The organism is Pseudomonas sp. Kh14 (assembly GCF_900291005.1).
GTDB classification, from domain to species: Bacteria; Pseudomonadota; Gammaproteobacteria; order Pseudomonadales; family Pseudomonadaceae; genus Aquipseudomonas; species Aquipseudomonas alloputida.
This window is the reverse complement of record NZ_OLKJ01000009.1, coordinates 157,328-171,021: the sequence shown is the minus strand read 5'-3', so window position 1 is coordinate 171,021 and position 13,694 is coordinate 157,328. Positions and strand designations below refer to the sequence as shown.

The following is a 13,694-nucleotide window of genomic DNA, read 5'->3' as shown; positions in this document are numbered from 1 at the left end:
AGGGAAGATTTTCGTCGCCTGTACCGGCCTCTTCGCGCGCAAGCCCGCTCCTACAGGGGTAACACGATCGTGGGTAGGAGCGGGCTTGCCCGCGAAAGGGCCGGTACAGGCACCCCATCAAGCCGGGGTAAGACACTCCGGCGCATCCAGCTTCGGGTCATTGACGAAATTGGCCAAGGCCCGCTCACGCAACGTCGCAGGTGGGCTGGCCAGCAGCTCGTGCAAGCGGGTAATCGGCGTGTCCGGGTCAAGCCAGGCCGCCTGCCCCGCTTCGTCGAGGATGAGCGGCCGACGCTGATTCATGGCCGCCTGAGTCACCACCGCGCAACTCAGCCAAACCTGGTCCTGCACCGGGTAGGCCTCCCACACCGCCGCAAAGTACAGCGACGCGCCCTCCCCCGGGGTCAACCAGAACGGGCGTTTGCGCACGCTGCCACGCCATTCGTAAAAGCCGTTGGCCGGCATCAGGCAGCGGCGCTGACGAAATGCATCGCGAAACATCGGCTGTTCGGCCAGCGTTTCGGCGCGGGCATGGGCAGGGGTGCGGGACAGGTCGGTGAGCCAGGCCGGGGTCAACCCCCAGCGCGCCTTGGCCAGTTGCTGCTGGCCATCAAGCTGACGCTGGATCAGCACCGACGCCCCAGGCGATATATTCCATTGGGCCGGCTGGCCGACGGGAAAGCCCGGCAGACTGGCAAGGGCCTGGGGCCAGCGAAACAGGGCATAACGTCCACACATGGGCGAATTCAGAACCTAGCAGATCAAGGTACCGGGGACATTCTCCGGTTCGTCGCCAACCAGTGGCTGGGCATCATTGTACGCATCGATCAGCAGCCGTGCGCATTCGGCCTGCTCATCAGCCGCGACGAGCCCCAGCAGGCCCTGCAAGGGCAGCTCGCCGGCGGCACCGAGCAGGTCGCGGCCTACCACGTGTACATCGATCCCCTCACTGGCAAGCATGCCCACCAGCATTTGCGCCTCGAGCAGGCTTTCCGGTTCGTAGATGCGCTGCATCAGGTGTCGTCCTCGCGGCGGACTTCAAGCATCCATTCGTCACCATGCACCTGCAGAATGCACACCACAGGCTGGCAGCACACCTGGCAATCCTCGGTATAAACCTGGTCGCCCGCAGACAGATCGACGGTAGTTTCCACACGTTCGCCACAATAAGGGCAATCATAGAAGTCGGTTTCCAGCATCGCGGCCTCCGCAGTGACTTATGCGTATAATTGCCGGTCTGTTTACAGGGTCTGTGTGCGTCCGAGCCGTTTTTCGGAGCCCGTCCCTACCTTATTACCCTAGCCGTTTCCAACAAGAGAGCATGATGGGCGAATTCGATGCCATCCGACCGTACGACGACGCTGAGGTCCCTGCCGTTCTGGCACGCCTGCTCAGCGACCCGGCATTCCTCGATATCCTCACTCACTTCCGCTTTCCGCGTGCGGCCGGTGCTCTCGGCTGGTTGCTCAAGCCCTTGATCGCACGCCGCCTGCGCAAGGAATTCGCCGGCGTTACCTGTGTCTCGACCCTGCAGGACAAAGTCGAGTACTACGTCGACCAGACCATCGATCGCGCCACCGACGGCGTCACCTACTCGGGTGTGGAACAGCTCAAGGCCGGCACCGCCTACCTGTTCCTGGCCAACCACCGTGATATCGTCATGGACCCGGCCTTCGTCAACTATGCCGTGTACCACGCCGGCCTGCCCACGCCGCGCATCGCCATTGGCGACAACTTGCTGCAAAAGCCCTTTGTCAGCGACATGATGCGCCTGAACAAAAGCTTCATCGTGCACCGTTCGATCAGCGGGCGGCGCGAAAAACTGGCTGCTTACCAACTGCTGTCGGCTTACATCAACCACTCGATCCGCAACGATGCCACCTCGATCTGGATCGCCCAGGCCGAAGGTCGGGCCAAGGACGGTGACGACCGTACCGACTCGGCGATCCTCAAGATGTTCCACATGAGCCGCAAGGACGAACCGTTCGGTGCAGTGATCCAGAGCCTGAACCTGACCCCGGTGTCGATCAGCTACGAATACGACCCGTGCGACCAGGCCAAGGCCCGCGAGCTGTACATCCGCGCCACAACCGGCACCTACAAGAAGGCGCCGGGCGAAGATGACAACAGCATTGCCAAAGGCATTACCGGCTACAAGGGCCGAGTCCACATCAACTTCGCGCCGCCGGTAACCGAGTACCACGAAGACACAAAACAGCTGGCGGCAGAGATCGACCGGCAGATTCTGGGGGGCTACCGACTGTTCCCGGTGCATTACCTGGCGTATGCGATGTGGGAGGGCAAGGACGAAGCCCTGCAGGTGCCAAGCGCCGAGAAGGTGTTCCCGGCGGATGAGCTGGCCAAGGCCAAGGAAGAATGGCAACGGCGTCTGGATGCCTGCCCGCAAGAGCAGCGGCCGTACCTGGTGTTGCAGTATGCGACGCCAGTGCGCAACCAGTATCAGGTCAGGCAGCAGGCACCTGTAGCCTGATCAGGTTTGGGGCTGCGTTGCAGCCCCGATGGTGCTCAGATCCAGGTGCTGAACCAGGACAGCAGCAGCGCCATCGCCAGGCACGAAAAGCCCAGGATGTAGAAGTATTTCGGCACCCGAAGTTCGAAAGCGTCCACTACCCCCTCGTCTACGGCCATGTACTCGCGGGTTTCGGCCTCGCGCCGCCGCGCACTGTGCAGCAGCAAACCGCCCGGGCAGGTCAGCAGCAGCGCCAGCAGGTTGATCAGCTTGGTGGGATGGGCGGCCAGGAACCCCCAGAGCACTTGCAAGGACATCACGCAACCTCGGTGTGAGCAGTGGCAAAGGCCAGCATTCTACCCAAGTCGCACCGTGGCGCCCGGCCTTGGCGACAAACTGTCATTAAATTTCATCTGTCATCCGCTCGTCATCCATACAGGCGACCCTGTCGACCTTTTGATGACCCGGAGCTTTTTCATGTTGCACGCCGAAAACCAGGACCGCCTCTACCTCGTTGCCCAGAGCGATGAACAACAGGCGCTGATCGATGGTTTTGCCATCAATGTGCAGGACCGCCAGTGGCTGGTCTACTGTGCGCTTGGCGGACATGTGCATGAGGACTTGCCTGAAGTGGATGCCGGCACCGGGTTCAGCTTGCTGGATTTCCACATAGAAGCTGCATAAATCTGTGCCGGCCAGACAACAAAAAACCCGCTGCCTGTCACTCTGGCAGCGGGTTTTCTTGCACAACCTGAAGCTTACTGACCCAGCACCTGCCCAATGCTCGGGTCCTTGAACAGGCGGGTCAGGGCATCGCTCAGCACATCACCCACCAGCTGGGTGTTGGTGTCCTGATTCGGCGCCATGCCGAAACGCTGGTCCAGCGAAGCGCCATAACGGCCGCTGTAACGGCGGCCGCCATTGGTCACATCAGCGCGGAAGGTGGCGCCGATGGTGGCCTCGGTCACGTAAAGGTTGTCTTTCGGCGACTGGTACTTCAGCTCGGCCAGGGTCACGGTCAGCTGCGGTGCATTGCCGGCGTTCGGGGTCGGGGTGAAGCCGAGCAGGCGCACAGCAGCTTCAGCCTGAGCCTGCAGCTTGGGCACCACGTCATTACCGCTGACGCTGATGGTGCTGGTCTCGGGGTACATGCCACCGCGGGTACCCAGGGACTGCGAAGGCCGGCCATCAACTACCCGGACCACCACCGGCTGGCCATGACCGACCGGGGCCAGCTGGGCTTTGAGCGTGGGTTGCGGGTTGAGTTGTTGCGGACTGTGGGCACAACCGACCAGGCTAAGGCTGGCCACGGCGATCAAACCGAACAACAGACGTTGCAACATGCGCGTTTCTCCAGAAAATGCGGCAAAGGCCCACAGTATACCTAGCCAGGCACAGACCAGTCATCGGCCCGGCCCGCTTGTCACAATCGTTTCATCGCCACACCCTTATCCTTGCGCCAAGCCCTAACGCAAAGGACTCGCCGCCATGACCTCGCTCTGGACTCAACTCTTCCAACGGCCGCGCTACAACGCTTATGCCCGCCTTGACGCTGATGGCAAATGCCTGGCGTTCAAGCAATGCAGCCAGGCACCAAGCGGCATCGACTGGGTGCAGATCAGCGAAATTCAGCTGGCCTGGCTGGGGCGCGAGCTGCCCATCGAAGCCCGGGTTTGCGCCCGCGCAAACCGCCGTTGGCACCAGCGCCTCCTCGCTGCCTGACAAACGCTGCAATAAAAACCACGAATGGCGACATTTCTGCCCGCGACATCGCTATAATCTCCCCCCGATTATAAGGACGTCTCCTGATCGGGCCCCGCATTCGCCGATTGACCCCGGCAACTTCACCGCTTCGCCCACAGAGAGCCTTCCACTCAGGTCTTGCATCGGCTGTCGTGCCTGCTTTTTCCGGCCCTTCACACTGCATGAACCTGCGGGTTGCCATCGCGCAGTCCCCTTTTGAGGTTCACGTCTCCAAAAGAGCGTGAAAAAACGGTTTTCACAACTTCACAAGAGTGTGGCGAGCAAATGAACAGTCTGGCATGTGCAAAAGCGGCAGATGTGTCCCGAACAGCCCTGAACAGGCGGCAGATGCGCTCATCCCGTATGAGTGTCTGAACCGTTCCATAACGCACGCACGACACCTTGACCATAAGTCGAATTGCCGCACCTGTGGCAAACGGCGTTCAATACACGAACCCGAAGACTGATTGGCGGTGTCCGCGGAAGTTGCAAGAACTGCGAAAAGTCGGACATGGCGACCCTGGCAAACCCAGGTCCTATGCTGTCAATTAGGTAGCTGTAGATTGTGGAGACGCGTTAAATGGCGCAGAACGAATCGGTTGATGTGGTACTGGTAGGCGCGGGCATCATGAGTGCCACCCTGGCCGTACTGCTCAAGGAGCTTGACCCGACCCTGAAGCTTGAGGTCGTCGAGGCGATGGACTCCGGGGCCGCGGAAAGCTCCAACCCCTGGAACAACGCAGGCACCGGCCACGCCGGCCTGTGCGAGCTGAACTACACGCCGCAGGCCGCCGATGGCAGCATCGACATCAAGAAGGCCGTGCACATCAACACCCAGTTCGAGGTTTCGCGCCAGTTCTGGGCCTACCTGACCAAGAAGGGCAACTTCGGCTCGGCGCGTGCCTTCATCAACCCTGTCCCGCACCTGAGTTACGTCGAGGGTGACAAGGGTGTTTCCTTCCTCAAGAAGCGCTTCGAGCTGCTCAAGCAGCACCACGCCTTCGCCGAGATGGAATACACCGAAGACAAGGCCGTGATGAACGACTGGATGCCGCTGATGATGCCTGGCCGCCCGGCCGACCAGCACATCGCCGCTACCCGCGTGGCCAAAGGCACCGACGTCAACTTCGGCGCACTGACCAACAAGCTGCTCAAGCTGCTGGGCGACTCGCCGGACGCGCAGGTCAAGTACAGCAAGAAGGTGGTCGGCCTGCGCCGTAACGGCAGCGGCTGGACCGTGAGCATCAAGGACGTCAACAGCGGCGGTAGCCGTGAAGTCGACGCCCGCTTCGTCTTCCTCGGCGCCGGCGGCGCGGCCCTGCCGCTGCTGCAGTTGTCCGGCATCCCGGAAAGCAAAGGCTTCGGCGGCTTCCCTGTCAGCGGCCAGTGGCTACGTTGCGACAACCCGGAGATCGTCAAGCAGCATCAGGCCAAGGTCTACAGCCAGGCCGCTGTCGGCGCCCCGCCGATGTCGGTGCCGCACCTGGACACCCGCGTCGTGGACGGCAAGACTTCGCTGCTGTTCGGCCCGTATGCCGGTTTCACTACCAAGTTCCTCAAGCACGGCTCGCTGATGGACCTGCCGCTGTCGGTGCGCATGGGCAACATCGGCCCGATGCTGGCCGTGGCCCGCGACAACATGGACCTGACCAAGTACCTGGTCAGCGAAGTGATGCAGTCGATGGAGCAGCGCCTGGAAGCCCTGCGTCGTTTCTATCCGCAGGCCAAGGCCGAGGACTGGCGCCTGGAAGTGGCGGGTCAGCGCGTGCAGATCATCAAGAAAGACCCGAAAAAAGGCGGCGTGCTGCAGTTCGGTACCGAGCTGGTCTCGGCCCAGGACGGCAGCCTGGCAGCACTGCTCGGCGCATCGCCAGGTGCCTCGGTAACCGTATCGATCATGCTGGAACTGATCGAGCGCTGCTTCCCCGAGCAGGCCAAGGGCGCCTGGGCTGCCAAGCTCAAGGAAATCTTCCCGGCTCGCGAGAAGACCCTGGCAACCGATGCTGCGCTGTACCACAAGATCAGTGCCGATAACGACGCGGCGCTGGATCTGGCAGAGAGCAGCCCGGCGGCCAAGCATTACGCCTGAACCGCCCGCTAACGAAAAAACGCCCCTCGGGGCGTTTTTTTGTGCCTGGCGCTTGATCAGCCTGTACCGGCCTCTTCGCGGGCATGCCCGCTCCCACAGGTTCGGTAATGCCCGCAGGTGCGACGCGACTCCTGTGGGAGCGGGCGCGCCCGCGAAGAGGCCGGCACTGGCTACAGATCAGCCGCGGGCTTTATCGATGATCTCGATGTACTCAGGGGCATTGCGCTGGTCGGCAATCTGCTCGACGAAGGTCTTGCCGTGCTCGTCCTTGCCATCCAGGTCCAGGCCAGCTTCGACGAAGAAGCCTACAAAGCGCTCGAAGTCGTCCACGCGCAGGCCACGGTAAGCCTTGACCAGCTTGTGCAGCGACGGCGAAGTCACACCATCGGCCGGCTCGAACTGAAGGAACGACTTGATGTAGTCGTCGCTGATTTCGTCACCGATTACCTGTTTCTTGTCTTTACGCATTGCCGACTCCAACTGGACCATCACGGAATTTCGAAGGCCGGCAGTTTACCCCCCGCAGGCTTCGCGCCTCAACGCGTACGTACCGTCCCGGTGTGCAAGTCGGCCCAGATGTGGCCGTTGCCGTAAGTCAGAAACTGCACGTACAGGGTTTCGTTACGCAGCAGGTCCATCACCACCCGGTAGTTGCTCACCGGGTAGTTCAGGCTCAAGGTGCGGTTTTTAGCGTCATACACAGGCTTTTTCAGGCTTTTGGCCGCTTCACCATCGAACGTCAGCAGCACCTGGGCAATGGTCGCACCCTTGCTCAGCGGCTTGCCCTTCAGGCGCACCTGCAACGACGATGTGATCGGGATCGGCTGCTGATCGGACTGGCGCTGGGCCCCTACAACCACCGAATAGTCAGTCACTTGCAGCAATTGCTGGCTGGTCGGTGCTTCCTGGCGCAGGGACTGGTCATCAGGAGGCAGGAACTGACTGTGCAGCGGTGCGGCAGCGAGCGGCAGGCTAACCACCAGCAGGAGGGGAAGAATCGCACGCATGTGAGGCTCCTTGTATGAAGGAGCACTCTAGCACGCCGGGTACAGGCGATATCAATCGAACTGCGCGCGCATCCAAGCCTGGTAATCGGCCACGCCGGCTTCACCCTCGCGCGGCGCCCAGTGTGCGTGCTCGCCCTCGCCCACTGGTCGGTATGGCCCAGCCTTGCACTCGAACAGAATACTGTCCGGCTCCAGCACCACCAAGCCATGGTAGGTACCAGGCGCAAGATCCACACCCAGACAGTCGCCACCGGCCTGCAGCACCCGCTTGTCAGTCACCGCGCCTTGTTCATCGAAGATCAACAGGCCAAAACGCCCCTTGAGCGCTATCAAGGTTTCAGCCTTGTCGGCGCTCAAATGGCGATGCGGCGGAATGTAGGTGCTCGGTTGCAGCCCGACAGCCATGCGGTGGCAGGGCTCTTCCATATCGTGAAAGTTATGGTGCTGCCGCCCGCGCGGGTTGGCAGCGGCCTTTTCGGCCAGCCCGGCGAACAGCGATTGGTCGATGAACGCAGGCTGGCGCACGGTTACAGCCCCTTTACGGCGAAGATGCCGTTAGCGTTGCGCCAGTATCCTTTGTAGTCCATGCCGTAACCGAAGATATAGCGATCGACACAAGGCAGGCCCACATAGTTGGCCTTGAGGTCAGGGCTTGCCTTGCGGTCGTGGTCCTTGTCGATCAGCACAGCGGTGTACACCGAGCGGGCGCCGGCATGCTTGCAAAACTCGATGATGGCGCTGAGGGTGTGGCCTTCGTCGAGGATATCGTCAACGATCAACACGTCACGGTCGATGAACGACACTTCCGGCTTGGCCTTCCAGAAAAGCTCGCCGCCGCTGGTCTGGTTGCGGTAGCGGGTAGCGTGCAGGTACGAGGCTTCCAGCGGGAACTGCAGGTGGGTCAGCAGTTTGCCGGAGAAGATCAGGCCACCATTCATCACGCAGAACACAACCGGGTTCTTGTCGTGCAGGTCCTTGCAGATCTGCTCGCCGACTTTGGCGATGGCCGCTTCGACTTCGGCTTCGGTGTACAGGCAGTCAGCTTCATGCATGACTTGACGGATATGCTCGAGATCGGCGGACATGGCGCGCTCCGGGGGGCATTTTGGAAAAGCGGGCAAAGGTACGCATCCGCTCGTCACAGATCAAGCATTTATGGACTAACGTCCAGAATGACCAGACGACAGCACAGGCTGAATAGATTAATCTAGCGCGGTTTTTTTGCCCGCCTTTCGGAGCCCTCCCCTATGCCCACTCGTGAGATCCGCCATCCGCTGATCCGCCACAAGCTTGGCCTGATGCGCCGTGCCGATATCAGCACCAAAAATTTTCGCGAACTCGCCCAGGAAGTCGGCGCGCTCCTGACGTATGAAGCCACCCAGGACCTGCCCCTCGAAACCTACGAGATCGACGGCTGGTGTGGCAAGGTCTCGGTTGAAAAAATCGCCGGCAAGAAGATCACCGTAGTACCGATCCTGCGCGCCGGCATCGGCATGCTCGACGGCGTGCTCAGCCTGATCCCGGGTGCCAAGGTCAGCGCCGTCGGCGTTGCCCGAAACGAAGAAACCCTCGAAGCCCACACCTATCTGGAAAAGCTCGCGCCGGACATCAACCAGCGCCTGGCCCTGATCATCGACCCGATGCTGGCCACCGGCGGCTCGATGGTTGCCACCATCGACCTGCTGAAAAAGGCCGGCTGCAAAGAGATTCGCGCCATGGTGCTGGTCGCCGCACCAGAAGGCATCGAGGTGGTGGAAAAAGCCCACCCGGACGTGAAGATCTACACCGCCTCGATCGACCAGCGCCTGAACGAGCACGGCTACATCGTGCCAGGCCTGGGTGATGCCGGTGACAAGATCTTCGGCACCAAGCAAAAGGACGCCTGACCATGCAGGACGGCTTCAACGACCCGCTCTGGCGCCAGGTCGTTTCGGGCGCGCAGATGCTCTTCGTGGCATTCGGCGCGCTGGTGCTGATGCCCCTGATCACCGGCCTCGACCCGAACGTCGCGCTGTTCACCGCCGGCATCGGCACCCTGCTATTCCAGCTGGTCACCGGTCGTCAGGTACCGGTGTTCCTGGCCTCGAGCTTTGCCTTCATCACGCCGATCATTCTTGCCAAAGGCCAGTTCGGCCTTGCCGAGACCATGGGTGGCGTAATGGCTGCCGGCTTCGTGTACACCTTCATGGGGCTGATGGTAAAAATCAAAGGCACCGGTTTCATCGACCGCATGCTGCCGCCGGTGGTGATCGGCCCGGTGATCATCTCCATCGGCCTGGCCATGGCACCGATCGCCGCCAACATGGCAATGGGCAAAGGTGGGGACGGTACGGCACTGATGCCTTACAAGACGGCCATGCTGATCTCGATGCCAGCGCTGCTGACAACCTTGATCGTTGCCGTATTCGGCAAGGGCATTTTCCGCCTGGTACCCATCATCTCCGGCGTGCTGGTGGGCTTTGCCCTGTCGTTCGCTTTTGGGGTGGTCGATACCGCCAGGATCGCTGCTGCACCGTGGCTGGAAATTCCCAATTTCACCGCCCCTGCGTTCAACTGGCAGGCCATTCTGTTCATCGTCCCGGTTGCGCTGGCGCCGGCGATCGAGCATATCGGCGGGGTGATCGCAGTGGGCAGCGTGACCGGCCGTGACTACCTGAAAAAGCCTGGCCTGCACCGGACGTTGCTGGGCGACGGCCTGGCTACCACTGCAGCCGGCCTGTTCGGCGGCCCGCCCAACACCACCTACGCCGAAGTGACCGGCGCGGTGATGCTGACCAAGAACTACAACCCGAAGATCATGACCTGGGCGGCGGTCTTTGCCATTACCCTGGCATTCATCGGCAAGTTCGGCGCGCTGCTGCAGAGCATCCCGGTGCCGGTGATGGGCGGCATTCTGTGCCTGCTGTTCGGCTCGATCGCAGCGGTGGGCATGAACACCATGATCCGCCACAAGATTGACCTGGGTGAGGCACGCAACCTGGTGATCGTCTCGGTGACACTGGTGTTCGGTATCGGCGGCGTGCTGATCGGCAGCGGTGACGGCCCGGATGACTGGGGCCTGAAGGGCATCGCCCTGTGCGCCATTGTGGCTATTGCGCTGAACCTGATTCTGCCGGGTAATGACAGCTGGAAGCACAAGAAGCTGGATGTATGACCGGTCGGACGGGGCCGCAAAGCGGCCCCTTCGATTCAGGCCTTCTCACACATATCAGCCAACACCCTCACCCACTCCGGGTGATCATTCAGGCACGGCACCAGCACCAGCTCCTGGCCGCCCGCCTCGACAAACTGCTCGCTGCCACGCATCCCTATCTCTTCCAGCGTCTCGATGCAATCCGCCACAAACGCCGGGCACATCACCAGCAGCTTCTTCACACCAGCCTTGGCCAACTCATCCAGCCGCGTCTCGGTGTAGGGTTCGATCCACTTGTCCCGGCCCAGCCGCGACTGGAACGATACCGACCATTTGCCATCCGGTATGCCCATGCTCTGCGCAAAGGCTTTGGCAGTAGCCAGGCATTGCCCGCGATAGCAAACCGAACGTACTTCGGCGGTTGCACCGTGGCAGCAATCGGCAGCGCGCAGGTCGTGCTTGACCCCCTTCGGAAACAGTTTCTTCAGGTGCCGTTCCGGCAAACCATGGAAGCTCAGCAGCAGGTGGTCGTAACCCTGCTCCAGGTATGGCCGGGCGCTGGCTGCCAGCGCCTCGATGTAAGCCGGGTGCTCGTAGAACGGCTGCAGCACGCGCATCTGCAACGGTAACTGGCGCTCGCTGACCGTCTGTTTTGCCTGCTCGATCACAGTGGTCACCGTGCTGTCGGCGAACTGTGGATAAAGCGGTGCCAAAGTCACCTTGCGCACACCTTGGGCGGCCAGCCGCGCCAACACATCAGGCAAGGCCGGCTGGCCGTAGCGCATGGCGATTTCCACCGGGCCATGGGGCCAGTGCTCGGCCATCGCTGCCTGCAGGCGACGGGTCAGCACAACCAGAGGCGAGCCCTCCTCCCACCAGATCGAAGCGTAGGCATGTGCCGACTGCTCCGGGCGCTTGATCAGGACCAGCGACACCAGCAAGCGCCGCACCGGCCACGGCAGGTCGATCACGTACGGGTCCATGAGGAACTGGTTGAGGTAGCGGCGCACATCGGCCACCGAGGTGGAGGCCGGGGAACCCAGGTTGACCAGCAGCAGGGCGTGATCGGTCATGCAGCGTCCTATGTCAGAGGCGACTGGACAGGTTGTCCAGCGCCGATTGCAGATCGTTGAAGCGGAAGGTGAAGCCGGCTTCCAGCAAGCGTACTGGGCGCGCCCGCTGGCCTCCCAGCAGCAAGGTGGACATCTCGCCAAGCCCGGCCTTGAGCAGCAATGCCGGCACTGGCAACAGCGCCGGCCGATGCAGGGCGCGGCCCAGTCGCCTGGCAAACTCACGGTTACGCACAGGCTCCGGCGCGCAGGCATTATAAGGACCGCTGGCATCCTTGTGCTGCAAGAGAAAATCAATCAGGGCGACCTGGTCGTCTATATGAACCCAGGGCATCCACTGCCGCCCATTGCCCAAAGGCCCGCCCAGCCCCAGCTTGAAGGGCATGCGCAGGCGCGACAAAAAGCCGCCATCGCTGGCCAGCACCAGGCCGGTACGGACCAGTACCACGCGTATCCCCTGCGCTTGCGAACGCTGGGCGGTCTCTTCCCAGGCAATACACAACTGGCTGGCGAAATCTTCACGCACCGGGGGTGAAGCCTCGGTCAGTTCGCGTTCGCCACCGTCTCCGTACCAACCTACCGCAGAGCCGGAGATCAACACGTCCGGGCGCTGCTCACGGGTGCCCAACCAAGCCAGCAATTGCTCGGTAAGGGTGACACGGCTGGCCCACAGCACGCTGCGCCGGGCGGCCGTCCAGGGCCTGTCGGCAATCGGCGCACCGGCAAGGTTGACCACCGCATCAAGATGATCGTCGGCCTCCAGCTGCTCCAGGCGCGCGATACCACGCACCCCGCTACCACAGATTTTCGCCACCTGTTCAGGACGCCTGCTCCAAACCGTAAGCCGATGCCCTTGGCCCAGCCAGTACTGGCACAGATGCTTGCCAATCAAACCGGTGCCACCTGTCAGCAATATATGCATGGCTGTGTCCTCGCAGAATGCGTCGGTGGTCTATTTTTAACAGCAAGGCACTTTTTTGACCCGACGCTCTCGGATAAACATAGGCCAACCTGCCGCCAACACGGAATAACCTTATACATAATTTTGGCATTGTACAGGTTTGCCTGACAGCGTAGTCTGCTCACAGCAAGGTTTGAAGAGGCCATCATGACAGTACCTATCGCCATCATCGGGGCCGGCATCGCCGGTTTGTCAGCCGCCCAGGCCTTGCAGAAGGCCGGGCAATCCGTGCACTTGTTCGACAAAGGCCACGGCAGTGGCGGGCGCATGGCCAGCAAGCGCAGCGAAGCCGGCGCGCTCGACCTGGGGGCACAGTACTTCACTGCCCGTGACCGACGCTTCGTCGATCAGGTGCAGCAATGGGTCGCCGCCGGCTGGGCCGAGCAGTGGAAGCCTCAACTGTACAACTACCGTGATGGCGAACTTACCCCCTCCCCCGACGAGCAGACGCGCTGGGTGGGCGTGCCACGCATGAGCGCCATTACCCGCGGCTTGCTCAAGGACGTCACCGTCAATTTCGGCTGCCGCATAGCGGAAGTGTTTCGCGGCAAGCAGTACTGGCACCTGCAAGACACCGAAGGTTGCAGCCACGGCCCCTACAGCCGTGTGGTCATTGCCGTCCCGGCACCGCAGGCCACGCCACTTCTGGCCGCCACACCGAAGCTGGCAGCCGTGGCCGCTGGCGTGCAAATGGAACCTACCTGGGCCGTCGCCCTTGCCTTCGAGACACCGCTGGATACACCAATGCAAGGCTGCTTCGTGCAGGACAACCCGCTGGACTGGCTGGCCCGCAATCGCAGCAAACCTGGCCGCGACGAGCACCTGGACACCTGGGTACTGCACGCAACGTCAGACTGGAGCCGGCAACACATCGACCTGCCCAAGGACGAAGTGATCGAACAGCTGTGGGGCGAATTCGCCGAACTGGTCGGCTGCGTGGTACCACCGCCCACCTTCGCCCTGGCCCACCGCTGGCTCTATGCCCGCCCCAGTAGCAACCATGAGTGGGGCGCACTGGCCGATGCTGACCAGGGCTTGTACGCCTGTGGGGACTGGTGCCTGTCCGGCCGCGTCGAGGGCGCATGGCTCAGTGGCCAGGAAGCAGCGCGGCGCTTGCTCGAACACCTTGAGTGATGCCGAACTATACAAAAATACTAGTTTGCATAACTTCAGCGCTGTGCTGAAATAAACCTGTACAAGTTTCGAGTCACGTACAGGTTT

The 13,694-nt window shown here is 61.7% G+C and carries 18 protein-coding genes; 7 read left to right on the top strand and 11 right to left on the bottom strand.

Annotated features, from left to right (window positions below; translation table 11 throughout):
- Positions 1–117 precede the first annotated feature (117 nt).
- From FQ668_RS03275 to FQ668_RS03265, 3 genes are read right to left on the bottom strand one after another with little or no spacing between them, the layout of a single operon-like run.
- Positions 118–738 (bottom strand): SOS response-associated peptidase, encoded by a 621-nt coding sequence (locus tag FQ668_RS03275; protein WP_010952000.1) that lies wholly within the window; start codon positions 736–738, stop codon positions 118–120.
- Between the two features lie 15 nt (positions 739–753).
- The gene (locus FQ668_RS03270) at positions 754–1,014 is read right to left on the bottom strand and encodes a DUF2007 domain-containing protein (RefSeq protein ID WP_014589683.1); all 261 of its coding nucleotides are present in this window, start codon (positions 1,012–1,014) and stop codon (positions 754–756) included.
- Positions 1,014–1,199, bottom strand: coding sequence for a CPXCG motif-containing cysteine-rich protein (locus FQ668_RS03265; RefSeq protein WP_010951999.1), 186 nt, complete (start codon positions 1,197–1,199; stop codon positions 1,014–1,016). The genes FQ668_RS03270 and FQ668_RS03265 overlap by 1 nt, the downstream gene beginning before the upstream one ends.
- A 122-nt stretch (positions 1,200–1,321) precedes the next feature.
- On the opposite strand from FQ668_RS03265, the gene FQ668_RS03260 reads away from it, so the two are divergent.
- A complete protein-coding gene (locus tag FQ668_RS03260) occupies positions 1,322–2,491 on the top strand; it encodes a 1-acyl-sn-glycerol-3-phosphate acyltransferase (RefSeq protein WP_014589682.1) in 1,170 nt (389 codons plus the stop codon).
- A gap of 35 nt (positions 2,492–2,526) precedes the next feature.
- Here the strand turns inward: FQ668_RS03260 and FQ668_RS03255 are convergent, their stop codons facing one another.
- On the bottom strand, positions 2,527–2,787 hold the full coding sequence (locus tag FQ668_RS03255) for a hypothetical protein (RefSeq protein ID WP_014589681.1): 261 nt from the start codon (positions 2,785–2,787) through the stop codon (positions 2,527–2,529).
- Positions 2,788–2,947: 160 nt separating this feature from the next.
- Between FQ668_RS03255 and FQ668_RS03250 the strand changes: the two genes are divergently transcribed.
- Positions 2,948–3,154, top strand: coding sequence for a hypothetical protein (locus FQ668_RS03250; protein ID WP_003247353.1), 207 nt, complete (start codon positions 2,948–2,950; stop codon positions 3,152–3,154).
- Positions 3,155–3,228: 74 nt separating this feature from the next.
- Here the strand turns inward: FQ668_RS03250 and FQ668_RS03245 are convergent, their stop codons facing one another.
- The gene (locus tag FQ668_RS03245; RefSeq protein WP_010951995.1) at positions 3,229–3,813 is read right to left on the bottom strand and encodes a YajG family lipoprotein; all 585 of its coding nucleotides are present in this window, start codon (positions 3,811–3,813) and stop codon (positions 3,229–3,231) included.
- Positions 3,814–3,958: 145 nt separating this feature from the next.
- Between FQ668_RS03245 and FQ668_RS03240 the strand changes: the two genes are divergently transcribed.
- Together FQ668_RS03240 and mqo are read left to right on the top strand one after the other, a co-directional pair.
- Positions 3,959–4,192: a hypothetical protein gene (locus tag FQ668_RS03240; protein ID WP_014589680.1), complete on the top strand. Its 234-nt coding sequence runs from the start codon at positions 3,959–3,961 to the stop codon at positions 4,190–4,192.
- A 601-nt stretch (positions 4,193–4,793) separates the two neighbouring features.
- A complete protein-coding gene (gene mqo, locus FQ668_RS03235) occupies positions 4,794–6,302 on the top strand; it encodes a malate dehydrogenase (quinone) (protein ID WP_010951993.1) in 1,509 nt (502 codons plus the stop codon).
- A 177-nt stretch (positions 6,303–6,479) separates the two neighbouring features.
- Here the strand turns inward: mqo and FQ668_RS03225 are convergent, their stop codons facing one another.
- The 4 genes from FQ668_RS03225 to FQ668_RS03210 all read right to left on the bottom strand — a co-directional run bounded on the left by FQ668_RS03225 (position 6,480) and on the right by FQ668_RS03210 (position 8,394).
- Positions 6,480–6,770 (bottom strand): PA4642 family protein, encoded by a 291-nt coding sequence (locus tag FQ668_RS03225; protein ID WP_003247360.1) that lies wholly within the window; start codon positions 6,768–6,770, stop codon positions 6,480–6,482.
- Positions 6,771–6,838: 68 nt separating this feature from the next.
- Entirely contained in the window at positions 6,839–7,309 is a 471-nt protein-coding gene (locus tag FQ668_RS03220; protein ID WP_014589679.1) for a hypothetical protein, read from the bottom strand.
- 51 nt (positions 7,310–7,360) lie between these two features.
- On the bottom strand, positions 7,361–7,834 hold the full coding sequence (locus FQ668_RS03215; protein WP_014589678.1) for a WbuC family cupin fold metalloprotein: 474 nt from the start codon (positions 7,832–7,834) through the stop codon (positions 7,361–7,363).
- A gap of 2 nt (positions 7,835–7,836) precedes the next feature.
- On the bottom strand, positions 7,837–8,394 hold the full coding sequence (locus tag FQ668_RS03210; protein ID WP_010951990.1) for a hypoxanthine-guanine phosphoribosyltransferase: 558 nt from the start codon (positions 8,392–8,394) through the stop codon (positions 7,837–7,839).
- 162 nt (positions 8,395–8,556) lie between these two features.
- Between FQ668_RS03210 and upp the strand changes: the two genes are divergently transcribed.
- Both upp and FQ668_RS03200 read left to right on the top strand, forming a co-directional pair.
- Positions 8,557–9,195, top strand: a complete 639-nt coding sequence (gene upp / locus FQ668_RS03205; protein ID WP_003247366.1) for a uracil phosphoribosyltransferase — start codon at positions 8,557–8,559, stop codon at positions 9,193–9,195.
- 2 nt (positions 9,196–9,197) lie between these two features.
- Complete coding sequence (locus tag FQ668_RS03200; RefSeq protein WP_003247369.1) at positions 9,198–10,463, top strand: uracil-xanthine permease family protein; 1,266 nt, start codon at positions 9,198–9,200, stop codon at positions 10,461–10,463.
- Between the two features lie 35 nt (positions 10,464–10,498).
- On the opposite strand, the gene hemH is transcribed toward FQ668_RS03200, so the two are convergent.
- Positions 10,499–11,515 (bottom strand): ferrochelatase, encoded by a 1,017-nt coding sequence (gene hemH / locus FQ668_RS03195; RefSeq protein WP_019437887.1) that lies wholly within the window; start codon positions 11,513–11,515, stop codon positions 10,499–10,501.
- 13 nt (positions 11,516–11,528) lie between these two features.
- Entirely contained in the window at positions 11,529–12,434 is a 906-nt protein-coding gene (locus FQ668_RS03190; protein ID WP_019437888.1) for a TIGR01777 family oxidoreductase, read from the bottom strand.
- A 186-nt stretch (positions 12,435–12,620) separates the two neighbouring features.
- On the opposite strand from FQ668_RS03190, the gene FQ668_RS03185 reads away from it, so the two are divergent.
- Positions 12,621–13,607 (top strand): NAD(P)/FAD-dependent oxidoreductase, encoded by a 987-nt coding sequence (locus FQ668_RS03185; RefSeq protein ID WP_010951987.1) that lies wholly within the window; start codon positions 12,621–12,623, stop codon positions 13,605–13,607.
- Positions 13,608–13,694 lie beyond the last annotated feature (87 nt).